General features: G+C 57.7%; 13 protein-coding genes, 1 tRNA gene and 3 pseudogenes. 10 read left to right on the top strand and 7 right to left on the bottom strand.

The features are described 5' to 3' along the window. Window positions 1-174 (top strand): hypothetical protein (locus tag B7Z66_13910; protein ID OYV75194.1); only part of this gene is annotated, 174 nt, incomplete at its 5' end. Between the two features lie 262 nt (window positions 175-436). Here the strand turns inward: B7Z66_13910 and B7Z66_13905 are convergent. The 5 genes from B7Z66_13905 to B7Z66_13885 all read right to left on the bottom strand — a co-directional run bounded on the left by B7Z66_13905 (window position 437) and on the right by B7Z66_13885 (window position 6,697). Further along, complete coding sequence (locus B7Z66_13905; protein ID OYV75193.1) at window positions 437-1,690, bottom strand: hypothetical protein; 1,254 nt, start codon at window positions 1,688-1,690, stop codon at window positions 437-439. A gap of 6 nt (window positions 1,691-1,696) precedes the next feature. After that, window positions 1,697-2,647 carry a hypothetical protein gene (locus B7Z66_13900; GenBank protein ID OYV75192.1) on the bottom strand — a complete coding sequence of 317 codons (951 nt, stop codon included), beginning with the start codon at window positions 2,645-2,647 and terminating at the stop codon, window positions 1,697-1,699. Further along, a complete protein-coding gene (locus tag B7Z66_13895; protein OYV75195.1) occupies window positions 2,644-3,810 on the bottom strand; it encodes an AAA family ATPase in 1,167 nt (388 codons plus the stop codon). The genes B7Z66_13900 and B7Z66_13895 overlap by 4 nt, the downstream gene beginning before the upstream one ends. Before the next feature lie 605 nt (window positions 3,811-4,415). After that, a complete protein-coding gene (locus tag B7Z66_13890) occupies window positions 4,416-4,829 on the bottom strand; it encodes a hypothetical protein (protein OYV75191.1) in 414 nt (137 codons plus the stop codon). Between the two features lie 29 nt (window positions 4,830-4,858). After that, entirely contained in the window at window positions 4,859-6,697 is a 1,839-nt protein-coding gene (locus tag B7Z66_13885) for a hypothetical protein (GenBank protein OYV75190.1), read from the bottom strand. 200 nt (window positions 6,698-6,897) lie between these two features. Between B7Z66_13885 and B7Z66_13880 the strand changes: the two genes are divergently transcribed. After that, window positions 6,898-8,052, top strand: coding sequence for a hypothetical protein (locus B7Z66_13880; protein ID OYV75189.1), 1,155 nt, complete (start codon window positions 6,898-6,900; stop codon window positions 8,050-8,052). A gap of 1,744 nt (window positions 8,053-9,796) precedes the next feature. Here B7Z66_13880 and B7Z66_13875 read toward each other — a convergent pair. Continuing rightward, window positions 9,797-10,018, bottom strand: coding sequence for a hypothetical protein (locus tag B7Z66_13875; GenBank protein ID OYV75188.1), 222 nt, complete (start codon window positions 10,016-10,018; stop codon window positions 9,797-9,799). 430 nt (window positions 10,019-10,448) lie between these two features. On the opposite strand from B7Z66_13875, the gene B7Z66_13870 reads away from it, so the two are divergent. The 4 genes and pseudogenes from B7Z66_13870 to B7Z66_13855 all read left to right on the top strand — a co-directional run bounded on the left by B7Z66_13870 (window position 10,449) and on the right by B7Z66_13855 (window position 12,722). Further along, on the top strand, window positions 10,449-10,631 hold the full coding sequence (locus B7Z66_13870; GenBank protein ID OYV75187.1) for a hypothetical protein: 183 nt from the start codon (window positions 10,449-10,451) through the stop codon (window positions 10,629-10,631). Window positions 10,632-11,191: 560 nt separating this feature from the next. Next, window positions 11,192-11,749 (top strand): annotated as a pseudogene (locus tag B7Z66_13865) (IS630 family transposase). Next, window positions 11,746-12,113, top strand: a pseudogene (locus B7Z66_13860) (hypothetical protein). The pseudogenes B7Z66_13865 and B7Z66_13860 overlap by 4 nt, the downstream one beginning before the upstream one ends. A 147-nt stretch (window positions 12,114-12,260) precedes the next feature. Beyond that, entirely contained in the window at window positions 12,261-12,722 is a 462-nt protein-coding gene (locus B7Z66_13855) for a tRNA adenosine(34) deaminase TadA (protein OYV75186.1), read from the top strand. Between the two features lie 82 nt (window positions 12,723-12,804). Here the strand turns inward: B7Z66_13855 and B7Z66_13850 are convergent, their stop codons facing one another. Continuing rightward, the gene (locus tag B7Z66_13850) at window positions 12,805-14,319 is read right to left on the bottom strand and encodes a lytic transglycosylase F (protein ID OYV75185.1); all 1,515 of its coding nucleotides are present in this window, start codon (window positions 14,317-14,319) and stop codon (window positions 12,805-12,807) included. 189 nt (window positions 14,320-14,508) lie between these two features. Between B7Z66_13850 and B7Z66_13845 the strand changes: the two genes are divergently transcribed. The 4 genes and pseudogenes from B7Z66_13845 to B7Z66_13830 all read left to right on the top strand — a co-directional run bounded on the left by B7Z66_13845 (window position 14,509) and on the right by B7Z66_13830 (window position 18,475). Further along, window positions 14,509-14,600, top strand: a tRNA-Ser gene (locus B7Z66_13845). A 106-nt stretch (window positions 14,601-14,706) separates the two neighbouring features. Further along, complete coding sequence (locus tag B7Z66_13840) at window positions 14,707-16,341, top strand: integrase (GenBank protein OYV75184.1); 1,635 nt, start codon at window positions 14,707-14,709, stop codon at window positions 16,339-16,341. Window positions 16,342-16,754: 413 nt separating this feature from the next. Then, the gene (locus tag B7Z66_13835; protein ID OYV75183.1) at window positions 16,755-18,215 is read left to right on the top strand and encodes a hypothetical protein; all 1,461 of its coding nucleotides are present in this window, start codon (window positions 16,755-16,757) and stop codon (window positions 18,213-18,215) included. After that, window positions 18,212-18,475, top strand: a pseudogene (locus B7Z66_13830) (hypothetical protein). The gene B7Z66_13835 and the pseudogene B7Z66_13830 overlap by 4 nt, the downstream one beginning before the upstream one ends. Window positions 18,476-18,513: the final 38 nt, after the last annotated feature.

Genomic DNA, 18,513 nt, shown 5'->3' with positions numbered 1-18,513 from the left:
GTGGTGGCCCTGCGCGCCGTGGAGACGGTGGATTTCATGACCGCGCGCTGGGCGCATCTGCCCTATGAATTCCTGGATCTGGTCTCGCGCCGGATCATCAACGAGGTGGCGGGCATCTCGCGCGTCGCCTACGACATCTCCGGCAAGCCGCCAGCGACCATCGAGTGGGAGTAGACAGAATTAATAACATAATGATTTATAGCAATAAAAATATACACATTGATAATATAATCTGCATTATGAATGGTATTTTTCATGGTATTTATTGCGTGTAGCAAGGTAACAGATATCGATACCATGAGAGGCGAAATGATGCTGTCATGGTATTTAATTGGCACCGTTCAGATGCCAGTTCTTGACCGGGAGTGGCGTGATTACGCTGGTGGGCACAGTTGATAACGTTGCCTACCCCATTTCCGAAAAGCGTGTCCTTGTATTATTTCAGCGCCCGCCAACCAGGTACGGCTTTGGTGAACTCTTCTTGAAATGCCGGACGTTTGATGTTGTCCTTTTTGACTTTTAGTGCGAAGTCGCGCCAGCGAGAGGGATCACGCAGCACATCAACCAACACGCGGCGAACCTTGCTCATCACATGTGCCTTGCGAGCGTACTCCTTGCGCGTGGCGTTGGTCTTCAGGTTGCCCAGACCTGATAGATAGTATTTCAAAATCGCCTCGGGATACCTACCTTCAAGGCGCCTGGCGGTTTGCAGTTCATAGGCGCTGTCCCAGGCGTAAATGGGATAGCGGCTCCGGCCAAGCACAGCCACGGCCTCCTCGTACTCCTTACGGTGCATGCGGATGCGAAGCTGCTCTGTCTCCCGGGCGTTCTCCAACCGTGCGAGAATTTTCACTTCGTAATGTTTCCATTCGGCGGCCGTGCACAGTTTCCGAAAAGCCTTGTACTTGTCACAGGTCAGAGGATCGATTGCCTGATCGAATTGTAGCGCCAGGTAGCGTTCGCGATTGCCGGCGGATTTGGCCCGTTTGGCGACGAACTGACGCAGTTCATCCATGCGGCCTTTTCCCTTGAGCAGTCCTGCCTCCGCGACCTCCATGGCCTTCTGCCTTTCACCGGCCTTCCAGTGGAAATCCGCCAGGTCGAAGTAGTCGGTGCCAGTGGCCAGTTTGCGCTGGCGCAGTTCGAGATATTTTTCCCGGTCGCCGAGTCGGCGATAAATGCGGCGGGCATGGTCGATATTCCAGTCCCCGCCCATGGTCTCAAAGGCTTGTGCCAGCGTGCGCCAATCGTCGTCGGTGTAACAGGCTGCATAGGCCAGGTCGTAGAGATTGTCGTCAAGTCCAGCATTACCACTTTCGATATAGGGCAGGGCGTTGTCGAGAAGTTTTTGCCGGTAGCCTGCTTCGATCTTTTTCCGTGAAAGCGCCTGGGCGATCTCCTGCAACAGGCTCGACACATGGATGTCGGTGTCATATTCGCCGCCGCCGTATGCGTCCAGCTCGTCCAGATCCGGCGCGAGTTCGGCCCACATGGCCAGCAGTTTTTCACCCTCGGACTGTTTCTTTCGACTGGGTGACAGGGAGGCGTGCTTGTTCAGGTAGTCGAGGCATTCATGCCGGACTGTGGGGCGTGTGAGGGCTACATGGACGAGCAGGTCAATCAGCTTTTCTTTCGATGCTGTTTCGAGCAAGGAAGCCAGAGGGTCATCCTGTTTGCGTTTTCTTGCCATGGATCTTTACTTGGGGAGATGAAATTGAACGACCTGGCCCAGCAGCGGCAAGGACTTTACCCGGTACTCGTAACACAGGGGGCCGTCGGAAGCCGGCTTCACCGTCGCCAGTCCCAGAAAGCCCGCGAGGTTAACCAGCGAGCGCCGGGTGTAACCGCGGCGCACTGTCTCCTCGGGGGAAAAGACCTGGCTCGGGGGCACTTCATCCAGCAGCATCGGAAAGGCGCCCAGGAAGGCGCTCTGCATGAATCGTAACTCGGGATAGCCGTCCCGGTATGCCCAGTTGAACTGCTCGACATAGGCCCTGAACAGTCCGGGATAGATGGCGCTCATGCCGTCCCCGGCCAGCAGCCGGCGACAATCGCGGCTGAGGATGAACCGGCCCTTGTGTTTGCGAATCAACCCCGCCAGTTCAGCCACCAGGCGGGTGACCTGCAGATCGTCAAAATCCTCCTCCCGATTGATGCCACCAAAACGGGTGTTTTCCTGATATCTCTGCTTACCCCAGTAGGCCAGCGCGGCCTCGCGGCAGAAGTTGCGTGGCAGGTTGCCCTTGGCCGTCGGTTTGAGCCCCTGATCGCCGATCGCGTCCATCAGTAGCTTGAACAGGGCCAGGACCGGCGCGACCGGGTTGGCGTCGAGCATATCCGGAAAACGGACCAGTTCCGGTGATGTGAACGTGAAGTTCAGCATCTGATGCATCTGCTCGGGCGACAAACCATGAAACTCGTCCATCTGCCGACGGTTTTGCTGTTGGGTAATCTGGTCGAGAAATGCCTGCGCCTCTTCCAGCGAGTTAAATTGCCGGCCTTCGAGTGCCCTGCGCAAGGCTTCGGACATGCTTGCCGGGCTATGGCTGGATGCCGTGCTGTTCTCCTTGCCCAGGCAGCAGTGCTTGAATTTCTTTCCGCTGCCGCAAGGGCAGGGATCATTGCGACCGATGCCCGGTGTTTTCATATCACAATCTGCTCAGAGTCAATTTCATACCACGGTAGTACAGTGACATCGGAGCGTATTTGTCGACTGTCACCGCCATAAACCAGCCACGCCTTCCCAGTCGTTTCACCTGCCAATTTTCGCCAGAAATCCAGTCCCTTGAAATAATCCTGGTTGATGGTTTGCCCGGATTTGATTTCCAGCGGCGACAGATGGGTTCCATGGTCAATCAGCAGATCCACCTCGTGTCCGGAACGATCACGCCAGAAGTAAAGGTTCGATGTTTCGCCCGCATTATAACGGGCTTTAAGCAATTCACTGGTGACCCAGGTTTCGAATAAGGCGCCCCGTTGAACATGGGTAGCCAGTTGCTCGCTGTTTTGGATGCCGAGCAGCCAGCTTGCAAGACCGGTATCCAGAAAATAAAGCTTGGGCGTTTTGGCCAGGCGCTTGTTGAAATTTCGGTGGTGCGGTGGCAACAGATGCACGATGTAACTGGCTTCCAGAACGGAAATCCAGGCTTTGGCCGTGTTATGCGTAATACCAACGTCATTGGCCAGTGAAGAAAGATTCAGGAGTTGCCCGGTACGCCCCGCGCACAATTTTAGAAAGCGTTGAAAAGTGCCCAGATCCTGTACCTTGATCAATCGCCGGACATCGCGTTCCAGATAAGTACGCACATAGTTGCCATACCACGGGTGCGGTTCGAGTCCGCGGTCGAAGATGGGTGGATACGCCCCATCAAAGAGTATCTTGTCGAGGTTTTGATCAATTTTTCCTGCGCGCTGTAATTCGTCGTAGGTCATGGGTAACAGCGTCAGCAAGGCGGCCCTGCCTGCCAGACTCTGCGTGATGCCTGATAACAGGCCAAATTGCTGAGATCCCGTCAGGATAAATTCGCCGGGGTGTCGTCGTTCATCGACGCGGGTCTGGAGATAGGAAAACAGGGCTGGGCAGCGTTGCGCCTCGTCCAGAATGGCGCCCTCACTAAACTGATTCAAAAAACCGCGCGGATCCGTTTCAGCAAATTCCCTTTGGTCGAGATCTTCAAGCGATACATAGCGGTGCTCGGGAAAGGCATGCCGCACCAGGGTGGACTTGCCGGACTGGCGAGGCCCGGTGACCACAACCACTGGATAGCCGCTGGCGAAGTGTTGAAGTCTGGATTCTGCGTTTCGGGGGATGTAGGTCACGGTGATTTCTGGTTGCTTTGCATGCCTAAATTATGCGAAAAAATGGCTAATTGTCAATATTATTATCAATTAGCCTATAGGGATGCTAATTTACAGTGGTCCATTACATGCGGGAGCAGGGGGTATACTTGGAAATCAAAGCCAGGAAGGTCGCTCAGGGTGCCGTGTGGCAGTGTTCACTCGTTAAATTTTTCGAGCATTTTGAAGGATTTTCTGAACATGGTATTTTTCATGGTACCAGCCACGTGTTGCAGCGGAGAAAGTAGCAATACCATGAGAGGCAGATCGATTCAGTCATGGCATTGCTAACTTAGGGGGTGTCCACATGTGAATGTATTCCTGCAGCCCCACAGCGGTATCTCACCGGAAAGTGACAATTCATGAGCTTTCCGAATACGAGGCAAACTGACGCGCCCCCCCAGTATCGTCCCCAAATGCGCGGCCTTAGAACAGCGTATAGATAAAAGGGGCCAGCGCCGTACCCTGCGCGAAGACCAACAGCATACCGAGTAACAGCAGCACTACAACGATGGGCAGCAGCCAGAACTTCTTGCGCACGCGCATGAACGCCCACAGGTCCTTTAGGAGATCGAGCATCAGAATGGCCTCTTCATACGGTCGGGTGGAGACACGGTGCTAGGCTGGCGGTAGCTCTGCGCCACGCGATCGAAACGCCGCTGCATGGAGTCACGGCCCAACAGGCGCGCCAAAGCGCCAGCAGGGGTCAAGATCAGGTAGAACACCACGCTCAGCAGAATGCGCGTGTTGATCCAGCCGAGAACGGCGGAGAAATACATCCAGACCCGGTATACGCCGGACAGCCAGCGCGGATGTAGGAGTGCGAGACCGCCGAGCAGCGCGGCAACCGCCCAGGCCGACTCCCACGCGGTGCGTGGGCTGTGGCGCAGCCACGGGAGCACGAGACCGAAGAGCAACGCAATCATCGCACCGGTTGTCAAGCCGAAGCGGCGCAGCTCGCCGTCGCTCTTAGAATCAGTATGATCGTCCATATCCACGCGTCACGGAACCCCACGCACGCTCAATCCAGCTCGAATTCCCGCATCCAGGATTCGTCCTTCTCGCAGTGCGGTTGATCGGCCTTGCGCAGCAGGAAGTTTTCCACCACCAACCAGTCCATCTCGGTACGCATAAAGCAGCGGTACGCGTCCTGCGGTGAGCACACGATCGGCTCACCGCGCACATTGAACGAGGTATTGACCAGGGCCGCGCAACCGGTGCGCGCCTCGAAGCGCCGCAGCAGGGCGTAATAGCGCGGGTTGGTGTCTGCGTGCACGGTCTGCACGCGCGCCGAGTAGTCCACGTGGGTGATCGCCGGGAGTTCCGAGCGCTTGAGTTTGAGCTTTTCGATGCCAAATAATTGCTCCTGCTCCCCGGTCAATGGAATGCGCAGATGCGCGCGCAGCGGTGCGACGATCAGCATGTAGGGACTCGGCCGGTCGAGCTCGAAATAATCGGCTACGCGCTCCGCGAGCACCGATGGCGCGAAGGGCCGGAACGACTCGCGGTACTTGATCTTGAGGTTCATCACCGACTGCATGCGGGCGCTGCGCGCGTCGCCGATGATCGAGCGTGCACCGAGCGCGCGCGGGCCGAATTCCATGCGTCCCTGGAACCAGCCGATGACGCCCTCCTCGCACAGCGCATCGACGACGCGATCCAGGAGCTCGTCCTCGTCGAGCTCCGCGTAGCACGCGCCCAGCGTCTCAAGCTGGGCGCGGATCTCCTCAGCGCCGTAGCGCGGACCGAGATAGGCGCCGCGCATGGCGTCAGCGCCGTTCGTCTCGCGTGGCCGGTCGTGGTAGACGTGCCAGGCAACCAGCGCCGCGCCCAGCGCTCCGCCCGCGTCGCCGGCCGCGGGCTGAATCCAGATGTCACGGTACGGGCCTTCGCGCAGGATCCTGCCGTTCGCCACGCAGTTGAGCGCCACCCCGCCGGCCAGGCACAAATGCTCCTCGCCAGTCTCGCGCTGCACGCTGCGCGCGAGGCGTAGCACCACCTCCTCGGTCACCGCCTGTATGGAGGCTGCGATGTCCATCTCGCGTTGCTCGATGCGTCCCTCGGGCTTGCGTGGCGGACCGCCGAAGAGCTTGTCGAAGCGCCCGTTGGTCATCGTCAGGCCGGTGGCGTAGTTGAAATAGTCCATGTTGAGCCGGAAGGTCCCGTCGTCCTTCAGGTCGATGAGGCATTGGAGAATCAGTTCCGTGTAACGCGGCTCCCCGTAGGGCGCAAGCCCCATGAGCTTGTACTCTCCGGAGTTCACCTTGAAGCCGGTGTAGTAGGTGAACGCCGAGTAGAGCATTCCCAGAGAATGCGGGAAGTCGATCTCCCACAGAGGCGTGAGGTGGTGGCCAGCGCCGCGCCACACCGAGGTCGTGGCCCACTCACCGACGCCATCCAAACAGAGCACCGCGGCGTTCGCGTAAGGGCTCGGGTAAAATGCCGAAGCGGCATGGGATTGGTGGTGCTCGCTGAACAGCAGGGCAGGTAACGCACGCGGCTTGCACCCACCGAGCCGCGCTAGCTCCTTCTTGAGCGTCTCGCGCAGGTACAGCTTCTCCTTCAGCCAGACCGGCATCGCCGCAACGAACGAGCGCAGGCCCCTGGGTGCGTAGCCGATGTAGGTTTCCAAGAGGCGTTCGAACTTCAGCAGCGGCTTGTCGTAGAAGACGATCTCATCGAGTTCGGTGAGCGCGATGCGCGCCTCGCTCAAACAGTAGGTGATAGCCTCGGCGGGAAAGCGCGCATCGTGCTTCTTGCGCGTGAAGCGTTCCTGCTGAGCAGCCGCGACAATACGTCCGTCCTGCAGCACGGCCGCCGCACTGTCGTGGTAGTACGCGGAAATCCCCAGGATGTTCATGCCCCGGCCCAGCCGAGCTCAGGTACAATATTGAATGTTTTTGGTATTCAGGTGCCGGCGGGACTTTCCGCCGCGCGTCTTACCACACACCCAACGCGATTCTATCACAGACCCCGTACCCGGTCGCACCGCCCCGGCGCCCTGGAGTACAATCGGCACGCCTTCACATGCCGGCATTTGTAGATCTACAAGGGACAAGCATGGACCTGACCGCGCCGTTACTATTCCTTCTCAAACTGACCACGCTGCTCGTCGTGCTGGGCGCCACGCTGTGGTGGGTGCTCGCGCGCCGCGGCGGGCACCGACGCGCCCGCGCGGCGTTTGGATCGATCCTGCTCACGGTCACCGCGACACTCGTCGCGCTCGGCGCCGCCGAGGCGATTACGCGCTACGCGTACCGCGGCGTGATCACCACCGGCGACGATCGCAGCTATTTTTCCCACCGCTGGATGCGCACGGACGTCGGCCCACTGAACCGGATGGGGTTCCGTGAGCGCAACTTCAACCTGACCCCCGCGCCCGGCGTGTACCGCATAGCGGTGATCGGCGACTCGTTCACCTGGGGGCAGGGCATCCGCGACGATCAACGCCTGACCAACCTCCTGCAGGCCCAGCTCGACACGCACGGCGCGCGCTTTCAGGTGCTCAACTTCGCCCAGCCGGGCGCGCAGACCGACGACGAAGTGCGGATTCTGCGCGAGTCGGCACTCAAGGCGCATCCGGACTACATCTTGCTCCAATGGTTCATCAACGATCCCGAGGGCCACAACTTCTCGGGCCGGCCCTGGACCTATCGCTTGCTGCCCTCGGACGTGCTGAACAGCTATCTCTACAGCCACTCGGCGTTCTACTTCCTCGTCGATCAACAGTGGAACCTGCTGCAGCAGAAGCTCGGCATGGGCGCGGGCTACAGCTACGACCAGTATATGGTGCGCCGCTTCCGCGACCCCAACGGTAAGGACTCGGTGGCGGCGCAGCGCGAGCTTGAGCGGTTCCTGGACATCTGCCGGCGCCACGGCGTGCCGGTGGGGATCATCCTGTTTCCGGAGCTGACCTCGAACCTGCTCCACGGTTATCCCCTGGGCTTCCTGATGGACCGCGTACTGGCGCTGTGCCGGGCACGCGGGATACCGTGCGTGGATCTACGCCCGGTGTACGCTGGCAGGCCCCCGGCCGAGCTGCATGTGGACCGCTTCGACGGGCATCCCAGCGCGCTCGCCAACCGCCTCGCGGAGCGAGCGGTCTACGCCGCCTTCGCACCGGACTGGACCCGCCTCGCGCAGCATCCCACCCTTACCTCCCCCGCCTCAGCGTCCGGGGTCCGGGGTTCTGCGCTGCACAGCGCGGTGCAGTAGCGAATCGATGGGGTCAGGCGCGATTGACCGATGGTCTATCCCTTGGCCTAACACCAGAAGTGGACCGTGAGTGCGAAGAAGTGATGAGGCGCCGTTCAGCATATTCCACCAGGGACAGAGACACAGGTCTCACTAAAAGCAAGTGTGTCGCGGCCGCCCTGCGTCCGTTGCCGCTACGGACTTCCTCGCTGGGAAGCCCTCCGCGACGACTCCCACAATGGCTGGACGGCGTTTCGGATGCGCTTGCATATCGCCTACGCCGCTTAGCGACTACGGCGATACGCTCGTGCCCTACGCTTTCCGCGGACTACGCGCTCTCGTTTCGCTCTCCCTGGCGCGCAGCGCTTGAACGCGAAAAGTTGCGCATGGGTTTTGTCGTGTATGGCGCGCGCAGTCGTAAGGATTGGATAAGCCTGTCACCTGACGATATACGCTGCGATCAGAGAGAGCTTCAACAGTAACTTATACCCGTTTTGCGCGGTGATGCCGCCCCTGCATCCGGCGAAATGAACAACTGGATGGAACGACTGGTCTCTGAATGTCGGGATCGATTGTTGTTGGTGTTGCCATTCGATAAACATGAGCGTGATTTTCTGGATCAGGTCCTTGCCGGAGCCCTCGCAGCTTTCCACGGACGAGAAGGCGGCGCTGTTTCGCCGGCTACAGCAAGAACAGGCGCCGGCATTTTTTGCGCCGCAAAGGCACTATGCGTAAATCAGGATCACCGAAGACACCTTTGGGTAGTCCAACCGCCCTGAACTCGGGAAACGAATACAATTCACGGAACGTCCGTGTACGCTTCATTCGTGTTCCCGTTCAGCAACGAGTATCGAAATATGAAAAACGCTATGCTACAGCTACGAAGCTGGGTAATACTATGTGAAATCGTTCACACGATTCCGCGTTGGCCCAATAATATAGAGCGAGCAGTTCCAATATGTTCCCTCGTCTTTATTCCGCTGTAGTCGACCCTGTCGGCCCATACCCCTGGCAGGCGCGCCAACTTGTTTGGTCTTTAACTCAATTAGCGGGGGTACCCCCGAGTCATATTGTGTTACATGTCGTAAATGCTGATTCCCACCCCAACGTGCTTGCAGACCTTCATCGCCTAAGTGTCGAAGTTGTTCCTGTTGATTCTTATCCAGGCCACCCATACTGCAACAAGCTCCAACAGTTGAAGTCTCTCGGCGGCCGTGAGTTCGAGGACGTGGCATTACTTGATTGTGATGTGTTGGTGCTTGAGCAACCACCAACCGCCAAAGGTGGCGTGCTTGCGAAGCCGGTTGACTTCGGTAACCCAGAAATTGAAACTCTGACACAGATTTTCAATGTCGCCGGGCTAACTTTTACTCTGGCCACCGCAGACATCGATAACGCTCCCACTGCGCTTGCGAATGCCAATGGGGGCGTATATGTGATCAGTCATCAACAGTTTGACCCGTTGGCCAGGGAGTGGAGACGGTGGGCGGATTGGTGTATTGCGCATATCGACATGTTTGGTGACAAATCGATGCGTATCGACCAAGTATCATTCGCCATGGCCATAGCGTCCCTTGGCATTCCTTTCGCCGAGCTGGACCGTCGTTTTAATGTTCCCACCCACATACCTCAACCACTAGGATTGGACTGCGACCCAGCCATCTTGCACTATCATCGCGCCGTGGATAATCAACAGCTCTTTCTGACTGTGCAAGGGCTGCCGCAAGTTAATAAAGCGATCCATGCAATTAACGAAAGAATCCTCTCAGAACGCAGGCTTTCTTTTGACAATGCCGTTTTTTGGAACGCGAGGTATACGTTGCATCCTGATCTTGGATCCGGCGTTGGTTCGCGGGGAACAATACTTGCCCGGAAACAGCAGCTTCTGCGCGAAGTTGTGAGAATACTTGATGTTCATAGTATTCTTGATGTCGGTAGCGGTGATGGATACACGGCCTCGGCCCTGCCTGAAGAAGTTTCTGTTCATGCGGCAGATTTGGCTGCGTCATCCCGATCCTTATACTTGACTGCGGTCCCGCGAGCCTCGTGGATGCAGCATGACATCACGAGTGAGCCAGTCAAGGTGAACGCCGATTTAGTTGTATGTCTAGACGTGCTAATTCATATCTCCGCCAATGATGAGTACCAGTCTGCTGTCAAAAATCTGTTGGCGAACGGAGAGCCTGTGTTGGTCAGCGGATTCGATGCTCATCCGGTAGAATTTGGTCCTATGACGTACTTTCATGAACCCTTGTCGTCAACCATCAGAGATTTAGGTTATGTCGCATTCCCTGTGGACGCATACCGCGGATTGTCAGCTTTTATTGCCATGCCACCGCCTTTACTGTCTTCGACTCGGGATATATCAAAATCTACCCTGATCGACGCTATAACACTTGTTGCGGAGCCTCTCCTGCTTGTTGAAGCAGTTTCTCTATCCCGGTCTAAATTGGGATTTTTTCCTGATCACCTACCAAGGTGCATTGAATACCCTTGGGTCGCACAGCAGCTACCGGTTGGCAAAGCGATGCGGATTGTTGATGCTGGGGCCGGTGTTAGCGTGCTTCCGTTTATGCTGGCTGACCGAGGCCATACAGTGATCACTGTCGACCCTCACCCATTGGCGCGCATCGATACACCACCTGATTCATGGAACGAATGGGGCTTCCTTGATTACTCACGGCTCGACTCAAGAATCAGCTCTCAACACATACCTTACCAAAACACATCCGATGACTTGCATCTCGATGCTGTGGTTAGTGTAAGCGTCATTGAGCATCTTCCGAGCGCAATACGAAATGCGTGGATAAAAAAGGCATACAGTCAGCTCGTGCCCGGTGGTTGCATTTTTCTAACCGTCGACACTGTCCCTTTTTCCCGCGCACTATGGAATTACTCGGAAGGAAATCAAGTGGAAGACCCAGAGGTGCACGGTAGCATTGACATCCTTGAATCAGAGTTAGCTGGCGCCGGGTTTACTGTGGATATTGTTGAGCATTCAGTGTGGCTCCCAAAATCCAGGGTCGGCATGGCCCGAATTAAGGCGACGAAAAATCGTAGCGTGCCTTTAAAAGGATACAAATCGCATGACTCAGGCGACAATTAGCTTGACGCGCGCCGTGGGGTTCAGGCCCGGACAGATGCGGAGCAGCTATATCGCCTTGTTTGCCAGGCCAAGCGCGAAAAGGCCGAAAGCTACTTCTGGGATGAATCGGGCTTTTGCGCCGATGCGGTGCCAGGCGAGGCCTGGGCCGCCAAGGGACACACGCCAGTGCTGTCGGTGCCAGGGCAGCGCCAGGGAATCAGCGCGGCCTCGGCAGTCAACAGCAAAGGCGGCTTCTGGTTCGCTACCCACAGTGGAGGCCTGAATGGCGATCTGTTTGTCGACCTGCTGCGACAGATGATGAAGGGCCGACGCCGGCCGGTGCACTTGGTGCCCGATGGCTTGTCCGCACACAAGACTAAGCTTGTGCGTGAATATGTCACCCGCGTCGAGGGCGCGCTGACCTTGCATTTCCTGCCGGGCTACGCGCCGGACTTGAATCCTGATGAATTGGTCTGGAGTTACACCAAGGGTACCGGTGTGGCGCGTAGTCCGCTGCGCGGGCGACAAACTGGCAGATCGCGGCACGCTCAACTGGCCGATATTTGCGCGCGGCCCGACCTTGTTCCTTCGTTCTTCAAACACACAAATATCGCCTATATTATTGACTTATGAGTAATGTTCTGGTGTCCAATGTTGACGATCATCTGCGCGACCACGGCTTTCTGTGGGCTGGACCGGGTGGCTGGGTTTTATCGCCGGTTTATGACCTAAATCCGACGCCGGTGGATCTGAAGATGCGTATACTGACCACCAATATCGATCTCGACGAAGGTACGTGTTCGGTGGATCTGTTGGAAGTGGTGGCAGAGTTCTTCGGCCTGGGTCTGAAGCCGGCGCGCGCTATTATCCGTGAAGTGGCGGAGGTCACGCGTACTCGGCGGGTGGTGCTGAAGAGGTCGACGCCCGGCGTACAGAGATCGCTCGTATAGCCAGTGGTTTTGCGCACGAGGATTTACGGGCAGCGTTGCAATTTTAGGAACCATTCGGACAATGGTATTTTTCATGGTATCGGCACTTATGACCACCGGAAAGCCCGGTCCATTACTGACTTTTCACGGGTTATTGATAATCGAGCGGGAGTAGGGCCCGATGCGCGGCCCGCCCACGCTGTTTCGAAGCACTCATGCCCCCTGATACCCTGGACGAATATTGGATGCGCCTCGCTCTGGATCTCGCACGGCGTGCCGCGCAGCAGGGCGAGGTTCCGGTGGGTGCGGTGGTGGTGCGCGACGGCGCGGTTCTCGGCGAGGGATGGAACCAACCCATCGGGCGCTGCGATCCCAGCGCCCACGCGGAGATCCAGGCCCTGCGGGCAGCCGGCGCCCAGGCCGGAAATTACCGGCTGCCCAACGCGGTGCTCTATGTGACCCTGGAGCCCTGTGTGATGTGTGCCGGGGCCATGGTCCACGCGCGCATCGCGCGTCTGGTGTACGGCGCGACGGACCCACGCGCCGGCGCCGCTGGCAGCGCCTTCAGCGTGTTGCAATCCCCGCAACTGAACCACGGTGTGCAGTGCGTAGGTGGGGTGCTGGCGGAGACGTGCGGCGCCCTCCTGATCGACTTCTTCCAGGCACGCCGGGGCTAGAGGGAAATTGCCGACGAATTCCTACCGCTGCCGCGGCGCCATGCTTACTCGAACAGGCTCCTTAACGGCCGCGCGCCGGCGCTCATTGAGCGGGTTTGGGAGCGGGTATCAGCGGGATAGGTGACGCCGGAGGGCGTACCTGCACAAGGCTCTGCCCAGCTGCGGGAGCTGTTGGTCGGGGGGCCTTGCTCTCGGCGCGCGCCAGGATGTCGTAGTAGCTGCGGATGTTCGCTACGTAGCGCGCCGCTTCCCGGCCCTGGGCATAGCCGTTACGGGTTTTTCGGTACCAGCGTTTTTGGCTGAGGAGCGGGAGATTGCGTTTCACGTCCACCCAGCTGTCGGGGTCGCCGCCGAGCTCCTGGGTCAGAACCCGGGCGTCCTCCAAGTGTCCGAAACCCATGTTGTAGGCGGCCAGCGCCATCCAGGTGCGCACCGGCTCCGGGATACGCAGCGGGATCTTCGCCTTGACCTTAGCGAAGTAGACCGCGCCCCCAATGATGCTCTGTTCCGGGTTGGTGCGGTTGTCCACCCCTAAGTGATCGGCGGTATCTGTGGTCAGCATCATCAGGCCGCGTACCCCGGTGGGGGAGACCGCGTGCGGATTCCAGTGGGACTCCTGGTAGCCGATCGCGGCGAGCAGCTTCCAGTTCAGCCCGGTCTTGGCGGCCGCATCCTGAAATGCGGCGCGAAACTCCGGCAAGCGGGTCTGGATATCGTTCATGAAGGTTGTGGTGTCCACGTAGTCGAAGTTGGCGGTGTGCGCATAATAGCGCTCAAGGATGCGTGCCAAGTCACCGGAGGTCTGCATCTGCTTCATGAATGCCACGGCTGCGTCATAGAGGCTGCTGTCGGTGCCTCGGGGGAACGCCCAGGCCAGCTGTTCCGGCTTGCCCAAGTTGAAGGCGACATGTAGCTCCGGATAGAATCGTCGGCTGAGCGCCACCGCGTTGGAATCGGCTACCGTATAGTCGATCTCTTGATCGGATACCATGCTCAGGAGGTCGTCGCTGCCGAAATCGCTGGTGGCCTCCCATCTGAGTTTTGGATATTTGCGCTGCAGGGCCTTGAGCTGGTCCACGTAGACGCTGCCTGCCACCACCATGAGCCGGCCGCCGATCAGGTCCTGGACGTCGCGCGGGCGGGGTCGCCCAGTGCGGTAGACCACCTGCTCGGTGATGGTCTGGTAGGGGGGGGTGAACCGGACCCAGCGTTCCCGCCGGGGTGTTACGGTGAGTGCGGCGGCTGCCAGATCCGCCTTGCCCACGGCGATCATGGGAAGGATTTCGTTGAAGCTGTCGGGGATGATCAGTTGGACCTTCACCCCCAGTTCATCGGCGAAGCGATGGACCAGATCGTACTCCGGGCCTTCCGGGCCCGCGGGACCCTGGTAATAGGTCGTGGGATTATTGCGAGTGATGACCAGAAGCGTGCCGCGCTTCTTGACCTTTTCCAGGGCGGTGAGAGGGGTTTCGTGGTGACATCCGGCGAGCAGCGGAGAGAGGGCCATGACAAAGAGGAGCGGACGCCACAGATAGGCCGTGGCCCGGGGGCGGGGGGTCCATCCCCCGGAAGAAGCATTCGATCGTCTTCGGCCCATTAGGGTACAATACCACCAAATTTCAACGCCCCGGCAGCCCTATGGAAGGGCTTGAAGTACTTGGGGTTCCGACGTCTTTCGTCGCCCCGGCCGGGCCGGGAGTGGGTCGTCAGGTTAGCGAGCGCCCCGGGCTTGGGCTTTATTTACCCCAGTTGGATCAGGGGATGGCCTTCGCGGCGCAGTTTTACCGGAGAGGTACCGAAGCGGTCACAACGGCACCGACTCGAAATCGGTTGGGGGCATTGCGCCCCACGTGGGTTCGAATCCCACCCTCTCCGCCATATTTGTGCTAACATCCTAAATGCTTATATTATAAGGCATACAGGAACTGAATTGGTACAAAATAGTGGTACAAAACGGCGCGGAGGGCGAGGGAAGGAGAATCCCGTGCCCGCTCTGCCGCGCAACTGCTACAAGACGCCTCACGGTTTTATGTTCCGACTCGTCGTCCCTGAGCCGCTGCGTGCGCTCATCGGGAAACGCGAGATCAAGAAGGCCCTTGGCCGGGATTATCGCGAAGCCGTCAGTCAGACGCGGATCCTCGCCGCGCAGGCCGAGGAGCAGTTTACGCACGCCCGCGCGCAACAAGCCGTAAAGCAGCAGCACGAAGACGGCCTTGCCGTCTTTGAGAAGACCCCGCCCGAGAAGCGCCTCAAACGCATCACCCAAGTGAGCCCGGAGCTGGTTGCGGGGCTGCGTAGCTTTTGGCTATCGACGCTGCGTGAAGACATCGCTTGGCGTCGCGCTGGCCTTGACGAGGCCGACTACCAGGACCTGGAAGAGAATATCGCGGAGATGCAGAAGAAGATCGCCGCGGCCCTGGCCCGCGGCCGGCCGGAGCCCTTCCTCCCGGTGATCCGCGGGCTGCTGATCGGGCGGGGCTATGTGCTGGACGTATCGCCCGAGGAAGAGCGGCAACTCGCCCTGGACGTGCTGCCGGCGATCCAGCAAGGCTATGATATTCTCGCGCAGCGCCAGGCCGGGCGGATGGCCGAACCCGAGCTCACGGAAACGCCGCTGCCCGCCGTCTGGGAGCCGCCGCCTGCAGCCGAACCCGGATTCGGCTGGGAGGATCTGCTCAGCCACTGGACAGCCGATCATCCTCGCAACCGCCGTACGGTCGATGAGGTCGAGCGCGACCTGCAATCGCTAAGCGCGTTTCTGCCCCGGGCCACCCCGGCGACCCTGACCCGTGCCCAGGTCACCGCCTGGCTGCGCCATCTTCGGGATGCTCACGGCAACGGAGCCAAGACACTCGAGAAGAAGGGCACCCTTCTAGGGGCCTTGTTCTCGAGTGCGCTCAAGGACGAACTGCTCGACCGGAATCCGTTCGCCGGCTACGACTACAATCGATTTTCCGCCCGGGAAGGGATAGAAGACCCCGACGCACGCGAGCCCTTCACGTTGGAGCAGCTCCGGCGGCTCTTCTCGTGCGATGGCCTGTATGGGATTACTACGAAGGGCGGAGGCGGCTACCACACGCGGATCTGGGTGGCGTTGCTGAGTCTGTTCTCAGGGGCGCGGATCGATGAGATCATCAGTCTCACGGTCGAGAACATTCATCAGGACCCGGTGCCGTATTTCAGGATCACGAAAGGCAAGACCTCCTCCAGCGTGCGCGACGTGCCCCTGCATCCGAGACTGATCGAGCTCGGCTTCCTGGCCTACTGGGAGGCGGTAAAACAGGCGGGTCATACGTCGCTGTGGCCCCTGTTGCGTACGCGTTCGCGCAAGGGCAACCCCAGCGATGTGTATGGCAAGTGGTTCAACCCCTACATCCGCAAGAAGCTCAAGATGCCGCGGAACGTCACCTTTCACAGCCTCCGACATAGCTTCAAAGACTTTTGCCGAGACGCGCTCATCCCGCGGGATCTGCATCAAGCCCTCACGGGCCATGCAAAACAGACGGTCGGTGACAGCTACGGCCTGGGTTTTTCCATCGCCGTGAAGCACCAGGAGCTGTCCAAGATCCGCATTGACATTAGCCTGCCACGGCCGAAGCCTTTCGGGGCAGGCAGGTGACTCAATCACAAAGTCGTTTCAAGGGTATTCGGATTGCGCTGTGTTTCCGAGGTGCCGTGGTCTTCGGCCGCCGCCGGAGAGTGGCCAGTGTGTTTCCGACTTCCCCGATGTGGGCTTCCCGCACCACAGATCTCTGCCTGAGCGTCCGCTCCCTAACGGCGCCAGCTTCCGGACCCCGAGCGGACGGTCGCGCCTACAGGGGTCCAAGGGCAGGTATTTGATGCGGAGCAGTCACTCGGCGATTTCTTTTTAGGTCTGCACCTCGGCCAAAGCAGACATACGTTACGACATTATTGAGCGACTGCTTCTTCTTTTCGGATTATTCTTTCGAGGCTATGTGGTACGTGCGATAATCCCTACGCAAACACCATAGACATATACAAGGTCGGCTTGCGAATGGTCAAACATAACATATGAAATTCGCAGTCCTGCATATATCTGATCTCCATCGCGATCTATGCGATGAGGTCGCTAATGAATGGCTACTTGATTCCCTCGGCCATGATTTCAATCAATTCAACGAACAAACCCCAACAATACTCCGTCCCACGCTCTGTATAGTAACCGGGGATCTCGTACATGGTGTCGCATCAGGCACAAAGAATGCTGATGAAGAACTGAAGAGGCAGTACGCTCAAGCCGAGGAATTTCTCATAGGCTTGGCGAATAGATTTTTCGAAGGGGATCGCGAACGGGTCGTTATATTGCCCGGCAACCACGACGTTTGCCTAAATGACGTAATGTCGAGCGTTCAGAGAATCGAAATCCCAATCGAACTTGAAAAAAGGGCGAGGCTTGTCGAGGAACTATTTACGCCAATATCTGCGCTAAGGTGGTCTTGGCGTGAATTGTGTTTCTTCAAAATTACAAACGGCGATATGTATCGTGACAGGTTCCGCTACTTCGCTTCGACATACAACAGCTTCTATCAAGGTAAGCGCAAATACCAACTTGAGCCAGAACAGCAGTTCGATGTGTTTGACTTCGCCAACCTTGGCTTCTGCGTGATTGCACTAAATAGTTGTTTCAACAACGATCCACTCAGGCGTGCAGGCGCATTCCATCCCAACACCCTAACTGAGGCGTGTCGAGCTCTGCGTCAAAGTAATCGCGATGGTTGGTTGACGGCAGTAGCGTGGCATCACAACTTCGTTGGTGGTCCAACTCAAGATGATTATTTGGATGCAGGATTTCTACAGTTGCTCATAGATGCAGGTGCTTCACTTGGTTTTCACGGACACCAACATTTACCCGAATGCTTCGATGAACGCTTTCGGCTTGGTAATAAGCCACGAAAAATTACTATTGTTAGTGCCAGCACGCTTTGTGCAGAACCGAATAATCTTAGGCCGGGTATACCTCGTAGTTATAACATTGTTGAGTTAGATACAAGTAATTGGTCAGGCCGCGTGCATCAGAGGCAGATGGTAAATATGCTTATGTCCTTGCCTGTTTGGGGCCCTGGTCATTTCATCAACAATAACAACTCATATACTGATTTTGAGCTTTGCAAACCCCTTTTGATCAGATCAACGCAGCTTGATATACATCTGGCGCTGGTTCGGGCAGAAAAGCTACTTGGCACCCGTCTATGGCGTGAGGCAATTGAAGTGCTTGAAGAAATTAAGGAAGTTGCGCTCGCGCGGCCACTACTAGCAAAAGCGCTTGACGAACTGGGCGATGACCGCCTCACAATCACAACAATATGGCCGCCTTTGAACAACACAGAAGCAGTGGTATTGGGGAGTGCAGTGCTTAAAGGTGGTACTCGGGAAGAAGCGGAGGCGTTTATTCGATTGAGTCTCGTGACGGACGAACTTGACGCAAGTGTTCGCGATATTTCACGTCGAATTATTGAAAGGCGACTTAAATGAGTAGCGGAATTGTATTTCAAGTAGAAACGTCGAGGATACTTCAAATTCTTGCGCGCGAGATTTATGATTCCCCCCTTGCGCTTCTTCGCGAAAACTTGCAGAACGCATACGATGCAGTGCGCATGCGCTATGCCGAGTCCGGCACACTGACCGATGGTGGCCGGATAGAAATTCGCATAGAAAATGGGGAAGTTTCGATCACTGACAATGGGATCGGTATGAATGAGGAGGTGCTCCGCGAGAATTTTTGGAAAGCAGGGTCTAGCGGCAAACGATCAGACGATGCACGGCGAGCTGG

The sequence above is a fragment of the Chromatiales bacterium 21-64-14 genome, from assembly GCA_002255365.1.
Taxonomy (GTDB): Bacteria; Pseudomonadota; Gammaproteobacteria; order 21-64-14; family 21-64-14; genus 21-64-14.
The sequence above is the reverse complement of the archived record's forward strand: the minus strand, read 5'-3'. Positions and strand labels throughout refer to the sequence as shown.